The 20,556-nt window shown below is 68.0% G+C and carries 20 protein-coding genes and 2 tRNA genes; 12 read left to right on the top strand and 10 right to left on the bottom strand.

The window, feature by feature from the left end; all coding sequences use genetic code 11:
• Positions 1-61: 61 nt before the first annotated feature.
• The 3 genes from UK23_RS07505 to UK23_RS07495 all read left to right on the top strand — a co-directional run bounded on the left by UK23_RS07505 (position 62) and on the right by UK23_RS07495 (position 1,220).
• Positions 62-799, top strand: a complete 738-nt coding sequence (locus UK23_RS07505) for an HAD family hydrolase (protein ID WP_231114409.1) — start codon at positions 62-64, stop codon at positions 797-799.
• 149 nt (positions 800-948) lie between these two features.
• A tRNA-Gln gene (locus UK23_RS07500) sits at positions 949-1,020 on the top strand.
• A gap of 127 nt (positions 1,021-1,147) precedes the next feature.
• Positions 1,148-1,220: transfer RNA gene (locus UK23_RS07495), tRNA-Glu, on the top strand.
• Between the two features lie 377 nt (positions 1,221-1,597).
• Here UK23_RS07495 and UK23_RS07490 read toward each other — a convergent pair.
• Positions 1,598-2,299 (bottom strand): IclR family transcriptional regulator, encoded by a 702-nt coding sequence (locus tag UK23_RS07490; RefSeq protein ID WP_045310640.1) that lies wholly within the window; start codon positions 2,297-2,299, stop codon positions 1,598-1,600.
• A gap of 73 nt (positions 2,300-2,372) precedes the next feature.
• Between UK23_RS07490 and leuC the strand changes: the two genes are divergently transcribed.
• The 3 genes from leuC to UK23_RS07475 all read left to right on the top strand — a co-directional run bounded on the left by leuC (position 2,373) and on the right by UK23_RS07475 (position 5,222).
• Entirely contained in the window at positions 2,373-3,779 is a 1,407-nt protein-coding gene (gene leuC / locus UK23_RS07485) for a 3-isopropylmalate dehydratase large subunit (protein WP_045310639.1), read from the top strand.
• Between the two features lie 3 nt (positions 3,780-3,782).
• The gene (gene leuD / locus UK23_RS07480) at positions 3,783-4,385 is read left to right on the top strand and encodes a 3-isopropylmalate dehydratase small subunit (RefSeq protein ID WP_045310638.1); all 603 of its coding nucleotides are present in this window, start codon (positions 3,783-3,785) and stop codon (positions 4,383-4,385) included.
• A 186-nt stretch (positions 4,386-4,571) separates the two neighbouring features.
• Positions 4,572-5,222 carry an HU family DNA-binding protein gene (locus UK23_RS07475; RefSeq protein WP_045310637.1) on the top strand — a complete coding sequence of 217 codons (651 nt, stop codon included), beginning with the start codon at positions 4,572-4,574 and terminating at the stop codon, positions 5,220-5,222.
• A 763-nt stretch (positions 5,223-5,985) separates the two neighbouring features.
• Here the strand turns inward: UK23_RS07475 and UK23_RS07470 are convergent.
• The 3 genes from UK23_RS07470 to UK23_RS51330 all read right to left on the bottom strand — a co-directional run bounded on the left by UK23_RS07470 (position 5,986) and on the right by UK23_RS51330 (position 9,430).
• Positions 5,986-6,903 (bottom strand): NUDIX hydrolase, encoded by a 918-nt coding sequence (locus UK23_RS07470; protein ID WP_045310674.1) that lies wholly within the window; start codon positions 6,901-6,903, stop codon positions 5,986-5,988.
• Complete coding sequence (locus UK23_RS07465; protein ID WP_419503870.1) at positions 6,903-9,170, bottom strand: RNA degradosome polyphosphate kinase; 2,268 nt, start codon at positions 9,168-9,170, stop codon at positions 6,903-6,905. The genes UK23_RS07470 and UK23_RS07465 overlap by 1 nt, the downstream gene beginning before the upstream one ends.
• 68 nt (positions 9,171-9,238) lie before the next feature.
• Positions 9,239-9,430: a cold-shock protein gene (locus UK23_RS51330; protein ID WP_156212905.1), complete on the bottom strand. Its 192-nt coding sequence runs from the start codon at positions 9,428-9,430 to the stop codon at positions 9,239-9,241.
• Between the two features lie 63 nt (positions 9,431-9,493).
• On the opposite strand from UK23_RS51330, the gene UK23_RS07460 reads away from it, so the two are divergent.
• Positions 9,494-11,029 (top strand): hypothetical protein, encoded by a 1,536-nt coding sequence (locus UK23_RS07460; protein WP_196777648.1) that lies wholly within the window; start codon positions 9,494-9,496, stop codon positions 11,027-11,029.
• On the opposite strand, the gene UK23_RS07455 is transcribed toward UK23_RS07460, so the two are convergent.
• From UK23_RS07455 to cofC, 3 genes are all read right to left on the bottom strand, one after another.
• Positions 10,948-12,096, bottom strand: coding sequence for an acyltransferase family protein (locus UK23_RS07455; RefSeq protein ID WP_045310635.1), 1,149 nt, complete (start codon positions 12,094-12,096; stop codon positions 10,948-10,950). The genes UK23_RS07460 and UK23_RS07455 overlap by 82 nt on opposite strands.
• 137 nt (positions 12,097-12,233) lie before the next feature.
• Positions 12,234-13,202 (bottom strand): hypothetical protein, encoded by a 969-nt coding sequence (locus UK23_RS07450; RefSeq protein WP_045310634.1) that lies wholly within the window; start codon positions 13,200-13,202, stop codon positions 12,234-12,236.
• A 45-nt stretch (positions 13,203-13,247) separates the two neighbouring features.
• Positions 13,248-13,871 carry a 2-phospho-L-lactate guanylyltransferase gene (cofC, locus tag UK23_RS07445; protein WP_045310672.1) on the bottom strand — a complete coding sequence of 208 codons (624 nt, stop codon included), beginning with the start codon at positions 13,869-13,871 and terminating at the stop codon, positions 13,248-13,250.
• A gap of 237 nt (positions 13,872-14,108) precedes the next feature.
• On the opposite strand from cofC, the gene UK23_RS07440 reads away from it, so the two are divergent.
• The 4 genes from UK23_RS07440 to UK23_RS07425 all read left to right on the top strand — a co-directional run bounded on the left by UK23_RS07440 (position 14,109) and on the right by UK23_RS07425 (position 17,409).
• Positions 14,109-14,756, top strand: coding sequence for a lysophospholipid acyltransferase family protein (locus UK23_RS07440; RefSeq protein ID WP_045310671.1), 648 nt, complete (start codon positions 14,109-14,111; stop codon positions 14,754-14,756).
• A 2-nt stretch (positions 14,757-14,758) separates the two neighbouring features.
• Positions 14,759-15,769, top strand: coding sequence for an NAD(P)H-dependent glycerol-3-phosphate dehydrogenase (locus tag UK23_RS07435; protein WP_045310633.1), 1,011 nt, complete (start codon positions 14,759-14,761; stop codon positions 15,767-15,769).
• Positions 15,766-16,833, top strand: coding sequence for a cystathionine gamma-lyase (locus UK23_RS07430; RefSeq protein WP_045310632.1), 1,068 nt, complete (start codon positions 15,766-15,768; stop codon positions 16,831-16,833). Before UK23_RS07435 ends, UK23_RS07430 begins: the two co-directional genes overlap by 4 nt.
• Positions 16,834-16,950: 117 nt before the next feature.
• Positions 16,951-17,409, top strand: a complete 459-nt coding sequence (locus UK23_RS07425) for a cysteine dioxygenase (protein WP_045310631.1) — start codon at positions 16,951-16,953, stop codon at positions 17,407-17,409.
• Here UK23_RS07425 and UK23_RS07420 read toward each other — a convergent pair.
• The 3 genes from UK23_RS07420 to UK23_RS07410 form a co-directional block, all read right to left on the bottom strand.
• Entirely contained in the window at positions 17,390-18,034 is a 645-nt protein-coding gene (locus tag UK23_RS07420) for a pyridoxamine 5'-phosphate oxidase family protein (protein ID WP_045310630.1), read from the bottom strand. The two genes, UK23_RS07425 and UK23_RS07420, sit on opposite strands and share 20 nt — an antisense overlap.
• Before the next feature lie 74 nt (positions 18,035-18,108).
• Entirely contained in the window at positions 18,109-18,642 is a 534-nt protein-coding gene (locus UK23_RS07415) for a flavoprotein (protein WP_196777647.1), read from the bottom strand.
• Positions 18,639-19,853 carry a helix-turn-helix domain-containing protein gene (locus tag UK23_RS07410; protein WP_045310629.1) on the bottom strand — a complete coding sequence of 405 codons (1,215 nt, stop codon included), beginning with the start codon at positions 19,851-19,853 and terminating at the stop codon, positions 18,639-18,641. The genes UK23_RS07415 and UK23_RS07410 overlap by 4 nt, the downstream gene beginning before the upstream one ends.
• 74 nt (positions 19,854-19,927) lie before the next feature.
• Between UK23_RS07410 and UK23_RS07405 the strand changes: the two genes are divergently transcribed.
• Positions 19,928-20,533: a hypothetical protein gene (locus UK23_RS07405; RefSeq protein WP_045310628.1), complete on the top strand. Its 606-nt coding sequence runs from the start codon at positions 19,928-19,930 to the stop codon at positions 20,531-20,533.
• The last annotated feature ends 23 nt before the right edge of the window (positions 20,534-20,556 follow it).

The raw sequence follows: 20,556 nt of genomic DNA, 5'->3' as shown, positions 1-20,556 counted from the left end.
CCTATAGGAATCACCTCGTTAGCCGAATCGGACGAGGCCCCCTCACACCTAACCTTCCGGGGTGACAACTGCGTCCCCGACTTTCACGCGTAAGAGAACCGGCGAGATCCGCGCTGTGTGCCTGGACGTCGACGACACACTTGTCGACTACAGCACTTCTTCGCGCGCCGCGTTGGCCTCGATGGTCGGTAACGCCGACGCCTGGTCGTTGTGGCAGCGAATCACCGACGACCACGTGACCCGCCAGCTGGCCGGCGAGCTCCAGTACGAGTCGATGCGCAACATCCGCACCCAAGCCTTCTTCGCCGCTCTCGGCGAGGAGCTGACGCTGGACGAGGCCACCCGCCGCGAGCTGTCTCGCCAGGAGGTTCTCTCGGCCGGCTGGTGCCTGTTCCCGGACGTGATCCCGATGCTCGACTGGCTGCGCGCCACGGGCCTCCCCATCGCCGCGATCAGCAACGCCTCCGGCCGCCACCAGCGCGTGAAGATCGCCCAGCTGGGCCTCTCGTCGTACTTCGACGCCGTCCTGATCGCCGGCGAGGTCGGCTGCGCGAAGCCGGACCGCGTGATCTTCCACACGGCCTGCCTGGCCCTCGGGGTGCCGCCCGGCGACACGGTCCACGTGGGAGACCGCCTGCACGCCGACGCCATCGGCGCCCGCGACGCGGGCATGCACGGCGTGTGGATCAACCGCACTGGGCCGTCCGGCGGCACGTTGCCCGCCGGGTTGTCGTCGATCACGGGGCTCGCGGAACTGCCGGAGCTCCTCGTGTGCGAGCTGTCGGCCGCCAACGCCTGAGTAAGCTCTGAAACCGGCCCCTACCTGCGTGTTTGCCCGTAGGTGGGGGCCGATTTCACTTCTGGTGGCCGCGTGGTCTAGTATTTCTCCCGGCAGCAACGAGAGCCTCGGAACTCCTTCGGGACACCGAAGTCGATCGTGAAAGCCAATGGGGTATGGTGTAATTGGCAGCACGACTGATTCTGGTTCAGTTAGTCTAGGTTCGAGTCCTGGTACCCCAGCTGCGAAGGAAGAACAGCCCTCGGGCACACTTCCGGAGCTAGCTAGAAAAGTAAGAATAAGAACTGAATAGCCGGATTTGGACCGGACAGAGCGATCTGATAAGGTTCATCCAGCAAGAAGTTCTAGGGCCCCGTCGTCTAGCGGCCTAGGACGCCGCCCTCTCAAGGCGGTAGCGAGGGTTCGAATCCCTTCGGGGCTACAGAGGTGGGAGAGGCGTGTCAGCGGAAAACGCTGACACGCCTCTTTCGCTTTGTCTTCTGGGGGCCAAGCCCCCAGACCCCCGGCCGGCGGGGCTTCGCCCCCCGGACCCCCCGTAGGTTTCCCCTAGGTGCGCGGTGGGGGCGTCGCTTCGCTCGCCCCTATTTGTGGGGTGGGTATTTCGCTTGGTGACTGCTGTCACTTTGTAAATGGGTGGGCATTCCGACGTTGGGTTGTGAGTTCTCTGCGGCACCAACTTCTATCGTTAGACACTTCTTGCCCGCGTGTCGTGTGCGATGTTACGGCGTGTCGTGGGGCTCAAACGACTGTGGCCGCTGTCCTCTGGTGAGGAGAGCGGCCACGGTGGCGTTGGTGCTTTTAGAGGCGGCTTTGGAGGGCTTCCGCTGCGGCCAGGAGATCGGCTGCCCAGCGGGCGCCTGGGCGGCGGCCCATTCGGTCAATCGGGCCCGAGACTGAGACAGCGGCCACTACGGCGCCTGAGGAGTCGCGCACGGGGGCGGAAACCGAGGCCACGCCTGGTTCCCGTTCGGCCACGCTTTGTGCCCAGCCGCGGCGGCGGACCTCCAGCAGAGTGCGTTCGCCGTAGACGGCGTCGGCCAGGACGGCGCGTTGGGTGCCAGGGTCTGCCCATGCCGCAAGGACCTTGGCGCCCGAGCCGGCCGTCATCGGCAGGCGTGCGCCGATCGGAACGGTGTCGCGCAAGCCCGACGGAGGCTCGGCGGCCGAGACGCAGACGCGCTGCATGCCGTCGCGCCGGTACAGCTGCACGCTTTCGCCCGTGATGTCGCGCAGGCGCGGCAGCACGGAGGAAGCCGCGTCCAGCAACGGGTCCGTCGCACCGCCTGCCAGTTCGGCTAGAGCCGCGCCTGGGCGCCAGCGGCCGTCGGAGCCGCGGCGCAGCAACCGGTGCACCTCGAGGCCCACGGCCAGGCGGTGCGCGGTCGCTCGTGGAAGGCCGGTCCGGTTGCACAACTCGGCCAAGCCACACGGATCTTTTGCTACGGCGTTCAACACGGCCACTGCCTTGTCCAGCACGCCGATCCCGCTATGCTGTCCCACAAGCCGATACTAACTTCCCAGACAGTGAGAAGTCCAGATCTGTCGGCGCGTCCATAATGTGGGAGATGTCGCGATGAGCCGCACGCTCGCGGAGAAGGTGTGGGAGGCACACGTTGTGCGCCACGGCAGTGGTGCGGAGCCGGACCTGCTCTACATCGACCTCCATCTGCTCCACGAAGTCACCAGCCCCCAGGCGTTCGACGGCCTCAGGCTTGCCAACCGCAAGCTGCGCAGGCCCGACCTGACGATCGCCACCGAGGACCACAACGTCCCGACCGTCGACATCGACAAGCCGATCGCGGATCCCGTGTCGCGCCTTCAGGTCGAGACGCTCCGGCGCAACTGCGCGGAGTTCGGCGTGCGGCTGCACCCGATGGGTGACCTCGAACAGGGCATCGTCCACGTGGTGGGCCCGCAGCTCGGCCTCACGCAGCCCGGCATGACCGTGGTGTGCGGCGACAGTCACACGTCGACGCACGGAGCGTTCGGCGCGCTGGCGTTCGGCATCGGCACGTCCGAGGTGGAGCACGTGATGGCGACGCAGACGTTGCCGTTGCGTCCGTTCAAGACGATGGCCATCAACGTCGACGGCGCGCTCAGGCCCGGCGTCACGGCGAAGGACATCATCCTCGCGGTCATCGCGAAGATCGGAACCGGTGGCGGACAGGGCTATGTGCTCGAGTACCGCGGCGCGGCGATCGAGAACCTCTCGATGGAAGCGCGCATGACGGTCTGCAACATGTCGATCGAAGCGGGCGCGCGCGCCGGCATGATCGCACCGGACGACACGACTTTCGACTACATCAAGGGTCGTCCGCACGCACCGTCCGGCGCCGACTGGGACGCGGCCGTCGCGTACTGGCGCACGCTCAAGACCGACGACGACGCGAAGTTCGACGCCGAGGTGCACATCGACGCGGACACGCTCACGCCGTTCGTCACGTGGGGCACGAACCCCGGCCAGGGCTTGCCTCTGGGTGCGAACATCCCCGACCCCGAGCAGATCGCGGACGAGAACGAGCGCGTGGCCGCCGAGAAGGCACTGGCGTACATGGGCCTGGAGCCCGGCACGCCGCTGCGCGACATCCACGTGGACACGGTGTTCCTCGGCTCCTGCACGAACGGGCGCATCGAGGACCTGCGCGCCGCCGCGGACGTCATCAAGGGGAAGCACGTCGCTTCTGGAGTACGGATGCTGGTCGTCCCCGGTTCGATGCGGGTGCGCAAGCAGGCGGAAGAAGAGGGACTGGACAAGGTCTTCCTCGACGCGGGCGCCGAGTGGCGTCAGGCGGGCTGCTCGATGTGCCTTGGCATGAACCCGGATCAGCTCGCGCCGGGTGAGCGCAGCGCGTCGACCTCCAACCGCAACTTCGAGGGCAGGCAGGGCAAGGGCGGCCGGACGCATCTCGTTTCGCCGCTCGTCGCCGCCGCCACGGCCGTGCGCGGCACCCTGTCGGCCCCCGCAGACCTGGAGAACTGAGTCATGGAAGCCTTCACCACCCACACGGGCGTCGGCGTGCCGCTGCGCAGGTCCAACGTGGACACCGACCAGATCATCCCGGCCGTCTACCTCAAGCGCGTGACGCGCAGCGGGTTCGAGGACGGGCTCTTCGCCGCGTGGCGCTCGGACGAGCACTTCATCCTCAACCAGGAGCCGTTCAAGACGGGCAGCGTCCTCGTGGCAGGCCCCGACTTCGGCACCGGGTCCTCTCGGGAACACGCCGTCTGGGCGTTGAAGGACTACGGCTTCCGCGTGGTCGTGTCGTCCCGCTTCGCCGACATCTTCCGGGGCAACTCGGCCAAGCAGGGTCTCGTCGCGGCGCAGTGCAGCCAGTCCGATGTCGAGCTGCTGTGGAAGTTGCTGGAGTCCGAACCCGGCACGCCGGTCACCGTGGACCTCACCGACAAGACCGTTCGCGCCAAGGACTTGGTAGCCCCGTTCGAGATCGACGACTACACCCGCTGGCGCCTTCTGGAAGGCCTCGACGACATCGCTTTGACGCTGCGCCACGAGGCCGAGATCAGCGGATTCGAGGGCAATCGCCAGACTTGGTTGCCCACAACGGATCCGCTTCAGGCGGTCTGAGAGGGGGCCGGATTCTCCCCTCCAGAGGGGCGAATCCGGCGCCTCCTGTCCCTCGAAGGGGCGCAATTAGCCACGCCACAACGAAAAATCTGGCGTGGCGATTGGTATTTCTCGCGATTTGGGCCTACCGTTGCGTTCTAGTCGGCCCGTCTCTTAGGGCCGTGAGCGTCCTGGGAGGGACTGACGGTGAATAAGGCCCAGCTCATCGAGGCGCTCGCCGAGCGCCTGGGAGACAAGAAGACCGCCGGCGCTGCTGTTGACGGCCTCGTGGACGTCATCGTCCGCAGCGTCAACAAGGGCGAGAAGGTCAACATCACGGGCTTCGGCGTCTTCGAGAAGCGTGCCCGTGCGGCTCGCACCGCGCGCAACCCGCGCACGGGCGAGACCGTGAAGGTCAAGAAGACCAACGTGCCCGCGTTCCGCCCCGGCTCGACGTTCAAGGACGTCATCAGCGGCGCGAAGAAGCTGCCGAAGGCTGTTGCCGCCAAGGCTGCTGCCAAGCCGGCCGCTGCTGCAGCCGCGAAGCCCGCGGCCGCAACGAAGGCGCCCGCCACCAAGGCGGCGACCACCCGCGCGACCACCACGCGCACTCGCACGGCCGCGGCCGCCACCAAGGCGCCCGCGACCCGTCGCACCACCACGGCCGCCGCGAAGCCCGCTGCTGCCAAGGCGCCTGCGAAGGCGACCGCGACGAAGACCGCTGCGAAGCCGGCCGCCAAGGCGACCGCTGCCAAGAAGCCCGCTGCCGCCAAGACGACGGCTGCGGCCAAGCCCGCTGCGAAGACCACGGCCGCCAAGGCGCCCGCGGCTCGCAAGACGGCTGCCAAGAAGAAGTGAGACGGGCCTCCGTCAGGGAGGCTGCGTCACTTCAGTAACCACGCGGAAGGCCCCGGTGTGCGCACACCGGGGCCTTCCGCGTGCCTGGGGGAGTTGCCACGCCTGGGAAGCGGCCGCGGGTGAGCTGAGAACGCCTGGGGCGCCTGGGAGAGGCGGGACGAGCTCCCGCGCAGATGGTCAGCGCGCCTGGCAGGGGCCTGAGCGCCTGGCGGGGATGGTCAGCACGCCTGGCAGGGGCTGTGAGTGCTCGGCGGGGATGGTTGTGCCCCAGTGAGACTCGCTGGGTGTCGGCGAACCTGGTTGGTATGCCTGAAGATGCTGGTCGGACGCTTGCGGAGCGTTCTTGGAACCGTGTGTGAAGGCTCCGGTGAACGCCCCGGGAAGGCGCTGGCACACCTGGGAAGCGGGCCGGCGGCCGGAAACTCCGGGGCTGACCGGCAGGCGCTGAATGATGCCGGCAACTCGGAACCACCGGTATACGAATGACGCCGCGCCGAGAGATGCGACCCCACGCCTGCGCCTGATGGGCCTCACAGAAATGCGGAGCCCGCCTGGAGATGATTGGCGAGAGAGCCTTCCGATGCCCCCGGCGGCGTTCCGGAACCACTCCCGAGAACGCCTGAAGCCCCAATAGAAATAACGCCGCCACGCCTGCGAACGCCCCCGCGACAAGCGAAACCGCCGCCTCCGAACCCGACTTGGTTGCCAGAGGCGAACTTTCGTCGGGCGAGAAGACGGCGGTTGAAAACGTCTGCAACGACCCTCAGGGACGGGGCAGCGCCGAGGCCAGGTAGTGCGCCGACACCAGCGTTGGCCAGCGCGAAGGTGAGTCCGAAGTGGACCACGTGCCGAACGGGCGGGTGAAGGCCAGCACCCACACGCTGCCCTTCTTGCACGGGAACTCGGACTGCCGCAGGCCACCCAGTTCGGTCAGGGTCCGCACCACGGACGGGATCACGCCGCCCTGCGAGGACACGACCGCGCGGCCCTCGACGGCCGCCACCTCCAGCAGCCGCACGAGACCTGCTTCCGGGTCGGGCCAGTAGCCCTCCTCGGACAGCCGCGGCTCCTCGACCATCTCGACGGCCAAGTCCTCGGCCACGCCCCGCACGGTGTCCGCGCAACGCACCCGAGGAGCCGTGTGGACGCGCGTGGGTGACCACAAGGGCAACAGGGACTGCAGCGCCGCTGCCTGCTTCCAGCCCGCGCCGGACAAAGGCCGGAGGTCGTCGTCCAAGTCCCACTCGGACCGCTTCCCGGCCTTCGCGTGCCGCACGAGCAACACCAGCAACAGGTCCGCCGGCAGCCGGTCGAACTCCGCCAGCACATCGCGGTCGTGCGCGTACGTCAGCACCGAGGCGGCCTCGGCCACCGGCAGCCACTTCAACGAGTCGACCTCGTCGTTGGCCACGAAGGAACCGGAAACGGCCTCGGCGGCGTAGTAGTCGACCGTCTTCGCGTCGCCCCGCACCTTGTACGAGGTCTGCAGCAGATAGCGGCCGAGCACGCACTCGTACCCGGTTTCCTCCACGACCTCACGTGCCGCGCAGGCCGGGATCGTCTCTCCCCGGTCCAGCTTTCCCTTCGGCAACGACCAGTCGTCATAACGCCGGCGGTGCACGACCGCGACTTCGACGTCACCGTCGGCATCGCGCCACAGCACCGCCCCAGCAGCTTTGATCACCCAAGAGCTCCGTGCTTGTGGAGAAGTTCCATCTGGTGGTCCCGCACCGACGAGCCGTCGGACGGCGACGCTTCCCATTCTCCGTCGGCGCGCAGCACCCAGCAGCGCGTCTGCGGATCGAGGGCCGAGGTGAAGACCTCGGCCAGTTGCTTGGCCAGCCGCGGGTTGATGACGCGCACGGCCACCTCGACGCGGCGGTCGAGGTTGCGGTGCATCATGTCCGCGCTGCCGATCCAGTACTCGTCGCAGCCGGCGAAGTGGAAGATCCGCGAGTGCTCCAGGAACCGGCCCAGGATCGAGCGCACGCGGATGTTCTCCGACATGCCCTTCACGCCCGGCTTCAGGCCGCAGATGCCGCGCACGACCACGTCGACGGGTACACCGGCCTGCGATGCGCGGTACAGCGCGTCGATGACCTGTTCGTCGACGAGCGAGTTCACCTTGATGCGCACGCCTGAGGGTTCGCCTGCCTGCGCGCGTTCGATCTCGAGGTTGATCCGGTCCACGATGCCCTTGCGCACGCCGTAAGGAGCCACCAGCAACGAGCGGTACTCGTCCTGGCGCGCGTATCCGGTGAGGACGTTGAACAGGTCCGTGAGGTCCGCGCCGATCGTCGGCTCGGCCGTGAGGATGCCGACGTCCTCGTACAGCCGCGCGGTCTTCGGGTTGTAGTTGCCGGTGCCGATGTGGCAGTAGCGCCGGATCGTCGAGCCCTCCTGGCGCACGACCAGTGACGTCTTGCAGTGCGTCTTCAGGCCCACCAGGCCGTAGACGACGTGCACGCCCGCCTTTTCCAGCGCACGCGCCCACTTGATGTTCGCCTGCTCGTCGAAGCGCGCCTTCAGCTCCACCAGCGCCACGACCTGCTTGCCCGCCTCGGCCGCGTCGATCAGCGCGTCCACGATGGGCGAGTCACCTGAGGTGCGGTACAGGGTCTGCTTGATGGCGAGCACGTGCGGGTCGGCCGCCGCCTGCTCGATGAAGCGCTGCACCGACGTGGAGAACGAGTCGTACGGGTGGTGCACGAGCACGTCACCCTCGCGCAGCGTCGCGAAAACACTCTTCGGCGTCTCGCGCTCACCGAACGCCGGGTGCGTCGCCGGCACGAACGCCGGGTCCTTCAACGTCTTGCGGTCGATGCCGTACATCGACCACAGGCACGACAAATCGAGCAATCCAGGCACGGTCACGACGTCGTGCGGGTCGACGTCCATCTCCCGCAGCAACAGTTCGAGCATGTGCTCGGTCATGTCGTCGGCGACTTCCAGGCGCACCGGCGGACCGAACCGGCGCCGCGCGAGCTCGCGTTCCAGCGCCTGCAACAGGTCCTCGTCGCGGTCCTCCTCAACTTCGAGGTCCGCGTTGCGCGTGACGCGGAACGCGTGGCACTCGATCACCTCCATGCCGGCGAACAGCTCGCCCAGGTGCGCGGCGATGAGCTCCTCCAGCGGCAGGAAGGTCGCGGAAGACGAAGAACGGTCCGCTTCCACGCGAACGAGGCGCGGCACGTTGTCCGGCACCTTCACCCGCGCGAACCGCTCGCCGCCGCCCTCGGGGTCGCGCACGGTCACCGCGAGGTTCAGCGACAGCCCGGAGATGTACGGGAACGGGTGCGCCGGGTCGACGGCCAGCGGCGTCAGGACCGGGAACACCTGCTCGCTGAAGTAGTTGGAGAGCCGCAAGCGGTCGTAGTCGGTGAGGTCGCCCCACGTCACGATGCTGATCTGATGCTGTTCCAGACCGGGCCGGATGTGGTCGAGGAACGCGCGGGCGTGCTGCTCGACGAGTTCCTGCGAGCGCTTGGAGATCCCCACGAGCTGCTCGAGCGGCGTGAGCCCGTCCGCGCTGCGCACCGTGAGACCGGTCTCCGCGCGCCGCTTCAGGCCCGCGACCCGGACCATGTAGAACTCGTCCAGGTTCGAGGCGAAGATCGCGAGGAACTTCGCGCGCTCCAGCAGCGGCTGCGAGGAGTCCTCGGCCAGTGCGAGCACGCGGGCGTTGAAGTCCAACCAGGACAGTTCACGGTTGAAGTACCGGTCGTCCGGCAGGTCCGTGGGCAGGATGGCCGACGTCACCGCGGGCGGTGCGGAGGGCACGCCGCGCAACGGGGCGGCGGCTGCCTGGCCTCGCTCGACCTTCGCGCGAGTCGTGGACACTCGCCGGGTCGCCGCACGAGGCTGCTTGCGCGGGGTCGCCGTTTCCGCCTTGTCGCGCGTGCGGCGTCGGGAGGGGGTCGCCTTGCCGTCGTTGTCGTCCGTGCTCACGTCCAGCATTGTTCCGCACTATTGCCGTGAGCGCCCCCAACCAGGACGTCCGTCTGGTGAACTCCTCGTCACAGAACAGGCATCCGCAGGGCCGTGATGGCCCCGTCGGGACTACGTTCGAGGGTCACCCGTTGCCCTGGACGCAGCATTCGCCAGCCACCCGCAGTGACGGCTTCCGCGCTCACGTCGAGCAAAACGCCGTCATCACGCAGAACAACGGCCGATCCGTCACTGTTAAACGTCGACACGGTCGCCTGCACGGAGCAGAAGCTTAGACGTTCGGACCTACTCGTCTCATTTGCGACGCTGCCAGGGTCGAGCGCATGAAGGTAATAGCCACAGTGACTGCGGCAGCCCTGCTGGCCTTCACCACGGCAGGCTTGGCCTCGGCGGCGGCGGCCGAACCCAAGACTCCCGCGGTGGACAAACCACGCCTCCAAGCGGCGGCCAAGAACGTGCGCCTGAAGGCCACGCTTCCCGACTCGGCACGGGCGATCTCGATCGCGTTCGCCCAGTACGGGCCCCGCGACGTCGCGTTCGTCAGCCTGGAGACCGGGCTGAAGACGTACGACGTCACCGATCTCGATCACCCGACGCTCCTCGACCACCTCACCAAGCAGGAGATGGCGCTGCCGGGTGACGACCCCACGAAGATCTTCTGGGAGAACGAGGACATCAACGTCGACCCGGTCCGCAAGCTCGCGTTCCTGGCACGCGAGGTGAACTCGTTCGGGCGCGCACTGCCCGGCGACCGCCCGACCGGCAACTACATCGTGTCCGCTGTGGACCCGGCGGACCTCAAGATCCTGAGCTTCCACCGGCAGGACACCGGTCACACGACCACCTGCATCAACGACTGCCAGTTCCTGTGGACGGCCGGACGCGACCGAACGGAGGCGAAGACGGGGCGAATCTTCGTCACGGACATCCGCGATCCCAAGACGCCGAAGGAACTGCCGGTCTCGGTCGACGTCCGCGGCAAACCGGGCGACGGCAAGATCACGCACGACGTCCAGGTCGACGCGCAGGGCATCGCGTGGGTCGCGGGCGACAACGGCACGCGTGGCTACTGGACGCAGGGCTGGCACCGCGATCCGTTGAGCGGCAAGTTCCGCGAGGCGAAGGCGTGGGACCCGATCGCGTACGCGGGTGGCAACGTGCCGAAGGCCGACATGCCGACCTCGTTCACGCACAACTCGTTCCGCCCGATCGGCAGGACGCTGGCCGACGGACCCCGCCCCACGCCTGAGAATCCGGCCGGCACGCTGCTGCTGCACACCGAGGAAGCCTTCGGGTCGCCCACGTGCAAGACCGAGGGCCGGTTCGTCATCTCTTCGCTGAAGGGCTCGTTCAACGGCGAGGGCTGGAGCGCACAGCCGTTCGAGATGAAGACGGTCGGCGTGTGGAGCCCGGACGACCAGGAGGGCACGATCCCCGGTGACGTCGAGTGCTCGGCGCACTACTTCGACGTGAACAAGCGGATCGTGGCCTACTCCTGGTACGAGCAGGGCACGCGGTTCCTCGACATCTCCAACCCCACCAAGCCGATCCAGATCGGGTACTGGCGGCCGGACTCGGCGGTGTCGTGGGCGCCGTACTGGCACAAGAACAGCGTCTTCATCGCCGACATCTCGCGCGGTGTCGAGATCGTCTCGCTGGAGAAGGGGGCTTACGACGCGCAGGAGAGCGGCACGAACGTGACGCTCACCACCGAGTATTCCGAGGAACTGGCCAGGGAGAGCGGACGCGACCGCGTGCCGCTCGCCCCGAACCCGTTCTACGGCTGGGCCTGCCCGATGGTCGCGAGCCGCGACGACTCGGCCGACTGCGGCGCGGGAGCCTGCGGCGCACCCTGCTGAGACCGAACGCGCTGGCGGGTGATCACGCGACGACCGAGGTCGATCATCGGAATCTCCACGGTCTTGTGGAGGACACTCGCCAGCGCCAGGCCCACGGTCGTGACCGCCACGGCCTGCCCGATGCCGGAGAGCGTCGGCCAGCAGAACCAGATGACCGTCGCGGCGATCGTCTGCACCAGGTAGAGCGCGTACGAGCGCTCACCCACGAACTGCATCGGCTTCGCCGACAGGAAGGTCGTGGCGGGCCCCGGCGCGACCAGCGCGGCGAGCAGCAGCGCGGTTGCCGGTGCGTACACGGGGATGACCAGCACGTGGCCCTGGATTCCGTTGATCCCGTTCAGGAAGTGGGCGACCGGCTTCAGGCTCAGGTGCACGCCGACGAATCCGATCGAGACGATCACCTGCGCGACCGGGTTCGTCAACGGCCGCAGGACCGCGAACCCGCGCCGGCTGTGCAGGGCGATGGCCAGCAGAACGCCGGTCAGGATCGAGAAGTAGTGCAACGGCCAGCCCGGGTTGCGCTGCGCCACGGTGAAGTTGACGAGGACGAGCCCCAGCAGCATGAACAGGACGGCGGCACCGGCACGGCGCTTGAGCACGACGGTGCCCAGTGCGACCGCCACCAGCGGCCACACCAGGTAGAACTTCTGCTCGATGCCCAGCGTCCACGACTGGTCGAACGGGCTGCCGTCCGCGAACTCGTTGGTGAAGGTGAGGAAGTACTTCAGCGCGGGGCCGATGCCGTTGCTGATGAACTTGCCGAAGAGCGCGGAACCGACCGCCGTGATGAGCAGGACCACGAGGTACACGGGCAGAATCCGGAACCCTCGCCGCAGGTAGAACTCCTTGAGCGAGATCCGGCCGGTGCGGTGCTCCTCGCGCAGCATCAGCGTGGTGATCAGGAATCCGCTGAGGACGAAGAACATCTGGACACCGGCCCAGCCCTGCAGCCAGTCCGGGCCGCCGTAGTGGAAGAACACCACCATCACCGCGGCGATGGCGCGTAGACCGTCAAGAGCGGGAAAGCGGCGCAACGCCAGGTAGTCGGCGTGCGTCAGCGAAGTCATGCAGGTACACCTCTGAGCCAAGCGTCGGGGGAACGACGTCGGGGTACGCCGTTTGCATCGGGGGATACGGATGTGAAGCCGCGCGGGTTCCCCGTTTCGCGGCCCTGTACTACACGTTCGTGGCGTTCGTCACGCTCTTAACAGTTGGGCAGCGGAGACAGCGCGGTCAGGGGAGCGGAAGCGGCGATCTGCCCGCCCGCTCGCGTGAGCGTCCCGCCGTGGACCTCCAGCAGGTACGCGCCCTCGGTGGTGTGCATGGTCGCGCCGCTGCGCATGTCCGTGACGTAGCCGGACTCCGAGCGCCACGACACGAAGTCGCCGCTCACCCGCGGAGCCATGATCCCTTCGGTCCGCGGCACGGGTTTGATCTCGGCCAGTTCGCGCGGCTCTGTCCAGTCCGTGCGCCAGCCGTGCAAGGTGTCTGCGCCCTGCGTCCACACCAGCGTCCGGCCGTCCGACGCGACGTTCCCGGCCGGCTTCACCTTGTTCAACGGCTCGGGAAGCGCGGCGTCCGACGTGAACTTCCCGTTCTGCAGCCAGACGACGGTGTCACCGAGGAAAGCCGGTGCCGTGCCTTGGCCGACCACCTTGTCCTTCTTCTTGGCGAGGTCGTAGACGTGCACCGACTTGCCGTCCGACCAGGCGGCTTTCCCGTTGTGCACCACGGCACCGTTGCGACCGATCTGCACGGGCGCGCCGTCGTTGCGCGCGTCCCAGGCATAGGTGGTCGATGTTTCGTTCACCGTGGTGGAGAAGGTGACCCAGCGTCCGTCGAACTCCACGCCGGAGATCTGTTCCTGATCCTGCACCGCCATCACCTGCTGGCGCTTCTCGTCGTCGCGCAGCACCAGCTCAGTGGTCTGGTTGCGCTTCGTGCGGACCAGCGTCGTGTCGCCGTTCTCGTTGGCGCCGACGACGGTGATCCGCTCGTGCGAACCGGCTTCCATCTGGTTGCGGGCCAACTCGTCCTTCCACTGCTGCGGAAGGCCGGTCGCGCACGACACCAGCTTGCTCGGCGCTGTGTAGTCCGGTAGCTCGTCCTCCTGCATCGCCGCGGTGCATCCGGAAATGACGGTGATCGCCGCCAACGCGATCAGAGTGCGCATCTGCTCCCCAGGGTGTGATCAACCCAAGGGACGCGTGTGGATCGCTCAGGTTGTCCAGGCGGGCAAGGCGTTCGCGGTGTGCGTGCCGAGGCCGAGCATCGAGGCGAGGCGCAGATCTTCTTCCGTGTCCACGTCACAGCGCAGCGACGGCCACGGTCCGAGCAGTGCGATCGCACCGGAATCCCTGTGGTGTCCGGCTGATCCGACGCCGAACCGCGGGTCGAGCTCGCCGCCGGGTGCGGCGAGGAGCAGCGTCGTGCCGGTGCCCTGCCGATCGGGAACGAATGCTCGTCTGGCGTTGGCGGCTTCGAGTGCCGCCTGGAGCTCGTCCGAACGGAGCGCGGGCAGGTCGGCCTGGAGCGCGCCGATGCGGATTGACCGGAGCGTGCGGGCGCCGTGCACGAGCGCTTCGTTGAGGCCCGGTTGTGCAGGCTCGGGTATGGACTCGACGCCCAGCGCGGCCATCTCGGCGGCGACGGCGGGGTCCGATGTGATCGTCACCACTCGGCGGACACCAGGGGTGCGCAGAGCGGCGCTCACCGTGTCCATGGCGAGCGCCAGCGCCAGTGCCGCGTGCGACACCGGATCTCCGCCGGTGGCGCTGGTCAGCCGGGTCTTTGCCCTGTCGAGCGTTTTGACCGGTACGACGAGGTCGACTTCATCCCTCACCTCGTCATAGTCCACGATCCGACGACCAGTGCGTCGACCACTAACCCCTGCCCCTCGATTTCGCCGGTCAGACGAGGTGCCCTGCTGAGCGCCGGAAGCGAGGGGTAAGGATTGTGGTCGGGGCACTAGTGTGCTCATGGGCGCAGTTCTTGCAGGTCCTGGGAGTGAGGAGAGGTCCACGTGGCCAAGGAGAAGGGCGGCTTCTGGGTCGGGGTCGCCGCGGCGATCGTCTACCCCATGTCGTTCGTGCTGGGCAGGCACCGGATCCTGCACGGCGACCGCATCCCGCGCCAGGGGTCGGCGTTGCTCGTGCTGAACCACATCTCGCACCTCGACCCGTGCTACGACGCGGTGTTCGTGCACAGGAACGACCGCGTGCCGCACTTCCTCGCCAAGCACAGCCTGTGGAACGTGCCGATCATGGGCGCGATCCTGAAGGGCGCGAAGCAGATCCCGGTCTACCGGGGCACGTCGGACGCGCAGCAGAGCCTGCGGGCGGCGCACGAGGCGCTGGAGACCGGCCAGGTCGTGGTGATCTACCCCGAGGGCACCATCACCAAGGACCCCGACGGCTGGCCCGCGAACTCGCGCACCGGCGTCGCGCGGCTCGCGTTGCAGCACGACGGGCCGGTCATCCCGGTCGCCCGCTGGGGCACGCTCGATCTCTACAACCACTACCAGAAGAAGTTCCGGCCGCTCCCGCGCAAGACGATCACGCACTTCGTCGGTGAGCCGATCGACCTGTCCGCCTACCGCGGCAAGGAGGAGACGCTCCCGCTGCTGCGCGAGGTCACCGACCTGCTGATGAACCACGTGAAGACCCAGCTCGCCGAGGTCCGCCAGCAGCCGGCGCCCGAAGGCTTCTACGGACCGAGGAAGGCCTGAACATGGCGATCGAACGTGTTGCGGTGCTGGGCTCCGGGTCCTGGGGCACGGCCTTCGCGAAGGTCATCGCGGACTCCGGTCCCGAGGTCGTGATGTGGGCGCGGCGGCAGGAGGTCGCCGCGGAGATCACCGAGACCCGCGTGAACTCCGGCTACCTGCCCGGCATCTCGTTGCCCGCCAACCTGGCGGCCACGTCCGACCCGGCGAAGGCGCTGGACGGTGCGGACGCCGTCGTGCTCGCCGTGCCGTCGCAGACGTTGCGGGTCAACCTCTCGGCCTGGAAGGAACTGCTGCCGCCGGACGCGACCTTGGTGTCGCTGTCCAAGGGTGTGGAGCTCGGCACGTTGAAGCGGATGAGCGAGGTGATTCGCGAGGTCGCCGGTGTCGACGAGTCGCAGGTCGCCGTCGTCTCGGGACCGAACCTGGCCAAGGAGATCGCCGTCGGGCAGCCGACCGCGACCGTCATCGCGTGCACGGACCACGACCGCGCGGTCGACCTGCAGCACGCGTGCTCGAACTCGTACTTCCGCCCGTACACCAACACCGACGTCGTGGGTTGCGAGCTGGGCGGGGCGTGCAAGAACGTCATCGCGCTGGCGTGCGGCATGGCGGCGGGCATGGGCTACGGCGACAACACGATGGCGTCGATCATCACGCGCGGTCTGGCCGAGACCGCGCGTCTCGGCGCGGCTCTGGGCGCGGACCCGCTGACGTTCGCCGGTCTGGCCGGGCTGGGCGACCTGGTGGCGACCTGTGCGTCGCCGTTGTCGCGCAACCGGTCCTTCGGCGAGCGGCTCGGCAAGGGCGACACCTTGGCGCAGGCGCAGGAAGCCGCGCACGGTCAGGTCGCCGAGGGCGTGAAGTCGTGCTCGTCGATCCTGGAACTCGCACGGGCGCACGACGTGGACATGCCGATCACCGAGGGTGTGAACGGTGTCTGCCACGACGGGCTGAGCGTGCGGGACCTCGGTGCCGCGCTGCTGGGACGTGACCGGAAGCACGAACGCCAGTGAACCCGGAACTCGGTGACGGCACGCGAGTCGTGCACGCGGTCTCCGGCGAGCCTGGCGAACCCTTCGGCGCGCAGCCGGTGTTCGCGTCGGCGTTCCACTTGGGCGGGCCGGACTACTACGGCCGCGCGGGCAATCCCACCTGGCGTTCGCTGGAATCCGCGTTGGGATCGCTGGAAGGCGGCGAGTGCGTCGTCTTCCCGTCCGGGATGGCGGCGATCTCCACGCTGCTGCGCGCCGTGCTGTCCACCGGGGACACTCTGGTGGTCCCGTCGGACGGCTACTTCCTGACGCGCAAGTTCGTGTCCGAAATGGACGTGAACGTCGTCGAGGTGCCGACGGCAGGGCCGTACCCGTCCTTCGCCGGGGTGAAGCTCGTGCTGCTGGAGACTCCGTCGAACCCCGGTCTGGACGTGTGCGACATCGCGGCTCTCGCTGATGCGGCACACGCGGCCGGCGCGTTGCTGGCGGTGGACAACACGACCGCGACGCCGTTGGGGCAGCGGCCGCTGGAGCTCGGCGCGGACATCGTCGTGGCGTCGGACACCAAGGCGGTCGCGGGGCACAGCGATGTCCTTTTCGGACACGTGACGGTGGCTTCGCCCGAGCTGGCCACCCGCGTCCGGGACGCGCGGACGGTGAACGGCGCGATTCCGGGGCCGTTCGAGGCGTGGCTCGTGTTGCGCGGCCTGGGAACCCTGGACCTGCGGCTCGCGCGGCAGGCCGAGAACGCGGCGGCGATCTACGAGTTGCTCAAGGGGCGCGTGGCGAACCTGCGGTGGCCGGGCGCGTCCGACGACCCGTCGTACCTCGTTGCGGCGCAGCAGATGCGGCGGTTCAACGGTGTGCTGACGTTCGAACTCGACGACGTCGCCGCGGTGAACGAGTTCCTGGCGCGGTCGAAGCTGGTGTCGGCGGCCACGTCGTTCGGCGGCCTGCACTCGACGGCGGACCGGCGCGCGCAGTTCGGCGACCCGGTGCCGGAAGGCCTGGTGCGTTTCTCGGCCGGCTGTGAGGACACTCGCGACCTGGTCGCGGACGTGTCCCAGGCTTTGGGCCTGGTTTGACAGAGGGTCCCGGTTCCGGGACCCTCTGCGTCATGTCCTTCAACACGTGTTGCTGTTGTACCTGGCGATAGTCCCGCGTCCTCTTTCGCGACTCGCCCGGTAAGGACCTCTTTCCCGATGTTCGCCGTTCCTGAGAACAGCCTCGTTCTGCCTGAGAACACGCGCCTGCTGCACCCCGTCCGGGTGGCTCTGGCGTGGGCGGCCGACCGCGACCGCTGGAAGCACCTGCTCCGGTACGACCCGGAGGAGCGCTTCTCGACGTTGGTCGACAAGACCGACGACCAGGAGATCTGGCTGATGAGCTGGCTCCCCGGTCAAACCGCCTCGCTGCACGACCACGATCACACCTCCGGCGCGTTCACCGTGGTCAGCGGCCTGCTGACCGAGGTCGTGACGACCCGGATCCAGGTCGTGCACTCACTGCGCGCCGGCCAGTCGCGCGTGTGGGGCCCCGGCTACGTGCACCAGGTGCGCAACGACGGCGTGGACCCGGCCGTGTCGATCCACGTCTACCGCCACGGCACCCGCGCCATGACCTCCTATCGCTACGACCCGGTCAACGGCCCCGTGCGCTGACGTGCGGCGGAATCGCCTTGTCCGTCTCGTGCGGCACGGGCGCGCCCCACGACGTGATGAGCGGCATGTGCCCGGCCCACACGAGGTTGGCTTCGAGGTCTGACGGTTCCTCGCCAGGCCCGCCCTCGCGGACCTTCACGCTCGCCTCGGTGAGGTCGATCTCCAGCGCGGCCGTCTGCGCGAGCTCCTTCTTGGACGGTTCGCGCGCGTAGTCCCAGCTGCCGGGCGTGACGTGCTCGACGATGGTGCGCAGTGCGTGCTGAGTGTCCTCGGCGATCTTCGCGGTGCCGTGGATGATCGCCGACCGGTAGTTCATCGAGTGGTGGAACACGGACCGCGAGTACACGACGCCGTCCACGAGCGTGACCGCGACGCAAACCTGCTTGCCTTCGAGCATGCTCCTGATGGACCGTGAGCCGGTCGACCCGTGCAGGAAGATGCGGTTGCCGTCCCGCCCGTACGCGGTGGGGATGAGGAACGGCGCCCCGTCCACCTCCACGGCGAGATGGCAGACCAGCCCGGCGTCGAGGATGTCGTAGAGCACCTGGCGGTCTTCGACGGCTCGCTTCTTGCCGCGGACGACGGTGCTGCGCGGGGTGGGGGAGAGCTGCAGGTCAGAGGTCATGCTCCTACTGTGCGGCGTAAAGTGGCATCATTGAAGCGCCATTTCTGATCGATTTGAGAATGCCACTTCGCCGGTCAGGCCCGGCGGACCGCGTCCAACGCCGCCCGCCACGGGTACGAATCCATGACCTGTCCGCCGGTTCGGGGCGGGTGGGGCACGAAGCCGCCTTCGCCGAACAGCACGGTCACTCCGGCCGCCCGCAGCTCCTCAAGGCTGCGCAGGAACGGCCGGTTGTTCGCCAGCGCGGTGTTCACGAACGGCAGCACCGCGATCGGCAGACCCAGCCCGGTCAGCTCCGCGAGCTGCGTCAGCACGTAGGTGTCCGCGATCCCGGCGGCCCACTTGTTGATCGTGTTGTAGGTGGCGGGCGCGACTACGACGGCAGCTGCTTTCGGGAGGCCGGGCTGCCCCGCGCGCTGATGACCAGTGCGCACCGGATGGCCGCTCAGCTCTTCCAGCGCCGCGAGGTCGAGGAAGTGCTCGACCGCAGCCGGGGTCGCCACGCACCAGACGTCCCAGCCATCGGCCTGCGCGAGTTTCACCATCCGGTCGACGTGGTCGGCAGGACCGGCTCCGCAGATCATCAAGTACAGAACAGGTGCGCTCACGCTTCCACTCCCGCGCGTCCGGCCATCTGGCGCACCAGCCGGGCCGGCTCGCCAGTGGTGTTGTTCAGCAAAGACCGCAGCAGGCCGTGCGCCAGCGGGCGGCACCGGACCTCCTCCGGCGCGACCTGCTCCGCCTTGCCGAGCGCCCGTACAGCCTGGCGGTAGTCGCCGACTCCGGTGTGCGCTTCGGTGAGGTCGAGCTGGTAGTTCGACTGGCGCTCAGCCGAGAGCGCCGCCACGTCGCGTGGGCTGATGTGGTTCGCGAACTCAAGTGCGCGGCCGTGCTGGTGCAGCCGCACGAGTGCTGCGACGCGGTGGATCTGCGTGTTGGTCACGCCGAAGAACGTGTGGTGGTCGTTGTAGTGCGGCTTGTACTGGCGAGCCGTCGCCAGCGCCGAATCGTGCATCTCGCCTGCGAGTGCCACGTCTTCCTGCCCGGCTGCGGTGATCGACGCGGCCAGGTACAGCATGCCGTGCAACGCCAGCAGCTCGGCGGGGTTGGCGCGGACCTCGTCCCGCATCCGGTCGGCCATCGCCACCAGTGCCACGATGGCTTGCGGTTGCCGGCGAATGCTCGTCATCGCGCGGGCGACGCTGCGGGTGGCTCGTGCGAGTGACCAGGCGTCGTCGATGCTCATCGCGGTGTACATCGCGCGGTCAGCTGCCAGCCAGGCCAGATCGTTCGACTCGAACTTCAGCAGCATCGAGGATGCGAGACGGTAGGTCGTCGTGAGGATCCTGTGCGCGTTCACCAGGTCTGCCGCCGAAGCCGTCTGGGTCGCGAGGTAGGCCTCGGCCATGAGGGCCGGGAGGTTCTGCGCCACAACCGTGAAGCGCGACATGCCCCAGGCATGGTCCAAATAGGACGCCTGCCGTGCGATGCGGATCAGGTCGACCTCTTCGGATGTGGCAGGCGCAAGTCCGGGGTAGCTGGCCAGGGCGGAGCAAATGGCTTGAACCTCGCCCGCGTCGACACACTGGCGTGCCCGCTGGTTGCGGCTGTCGTCGGTGAGCACCGCAGGGTCGATGCCCAGTGCGTCGGCCACTCGTTCGATGACCGGCAACCGGGCCAGTTCGCGTTCGCCGGACTCGACCTTGTCCAGCCACGAGACCGAGCGTCCGACCATGTCGGCGAAGCGTTGGCGCGGAAGCTTGCGGCGTTCACGCCAATAGCGGACGCGTGCGCCGATCCGCCCTGCGCTCTCCTCCACGGCTCGACCCTAGCGGTTCTGGTGTCACACATTTTGTACAAGTCGTCACGCGGAGTTGTGCCTAGCTTTGGCCCGTGATCCCGCCTTATGTCACTGCCTGGAGCGGCGAGCAGGACCTGCCACACCGAGTCGTGGAGCGCCCAGATCGAGGAATCGGCTTCGTCAACGAGCTGCTGTCTGACCGAGATCAGCACGGTGTGCTGTGGCAGCAGACGATGCTGCGGGCGGGAACAGGTCGGCCGGAGTTCGGCCGGGTGCACCCGCTTCGCCAACGACGGGCGATGGAGTTGTTGCTGTGCCAGGTCTGTGGCTGCATTGCCGCCCAGAACGACGACGGTGTCCTGTGGCTGCAACGCGACCACCGCGATGACTGGCCCGGTTGGCCGGAAGGCATGGCGTCGGTGGAGCCGCCCATCTGCGTGCCGTGTGTGGCGGTGTCGTTGCGCCACTGTCCTGCCTTGAGGCGGGGAGCTGTGGTCGTCCGAGTCCGGGATTGCTCGGTCGTCGGCGTGCGCGGTGTGCTCCACCGGCCCGGTGTGCTGGGGCCGGTCGCGATCGGTGCGGTGACCATGTCCTATGGCGATCCGGGCGTTCGATGGGTGCTGGCGTCGGGCCTCGTCCGCGAGTTGCGGGACTGCACGTTGGTCCGGTTCGAGGAACTCGCCGATCAGGCGGCGTGACCCCGCGTCTGCGCGACGCCGGG

This window comes from Lentzea aerocolonigenes, from assembly GCF_000955955.1.
In the GTDB taxonomy this organism is placed as follows: domain Bacteria; phylum Actinomycetota; class Actinomycetes; order Mycobacteriales; family Pseudonocardiaceae; genus Lentzea; species Lentzea aerocolonigenes_A.
This window is presented reverse-complemented; position numbering and strand designations above follow the sequence as displayed.

What these genes read in the sequence shown, in the direction of transcription:
- leuC (WP_045310639.1), top strand. Translation starts at nt 2,373, where the DNA reads ATGAGCCGCACGCTCGCGGAGAAGGTGTGGGAGGCACACGTTGTGCGC.
- leuD (WP_045310638.1), top strand. Translation starts at nt 3,783, where the DNA reads ATGGAAGCCTTCACCACCCACACGGGCGTCGGCGTGCCGCTGCGCAGG.
- UK23_RS07460 (WP_196777648.1), top strand. Translation starts at nt 9,494, where the DNA reads ATGAAGGTAATAGCCACAGTGACTGCGGCAGCCCTGCTGGCCTTCACC.
- UK23_RS07455 (WP_045310635.1), bottom strand. Translation starts at nt 12,096, where the DNA reads ATGACTTCGCTGACGCACGCCGACTACCTGGCGTTGCGCCGCTTTCCC.
- UK23_RS07450 (WP_045310634.1), bottom strand. Translation starts at nt 13,202, where the DNA reads ATGCGCACTCTGATCGCGTTGGCGGCGATCACCGTCATTTCCGGATGC.
- UK23_RS07440 (WP_045310671.1), top strand. Translation starts at nt 14,109, where the DNA reads ATGTCGTTCGTGCTGGGCAGGCACCGGATCCTGCACGGCGACCGCATC.
- UK23_RS07435 (WP_045310633.1), top strand. Translation starts at nt 14,759, where the DNA reads ATGGCGATCGAACGTGTTGCGGTGCTGGGCTCCGGGTCCTGGGGCACG.
- UK23_RS07425 (WP_045310631.1), top strand. Translation starts at nt 16,951, where the DNA reads ATGTTCGCCGTTCCTGAGAACAGCCTCGTTCTGCCTGAGAACACGCGC.
- UK23_RS07420 (WP_045310630.1), bottom strand. Translation starts at nt 18,034, where the DNA reads ATGACCTCTGACCTGCAGCTCTCCCCCACCCCGCGCAGCACCGTCGTC.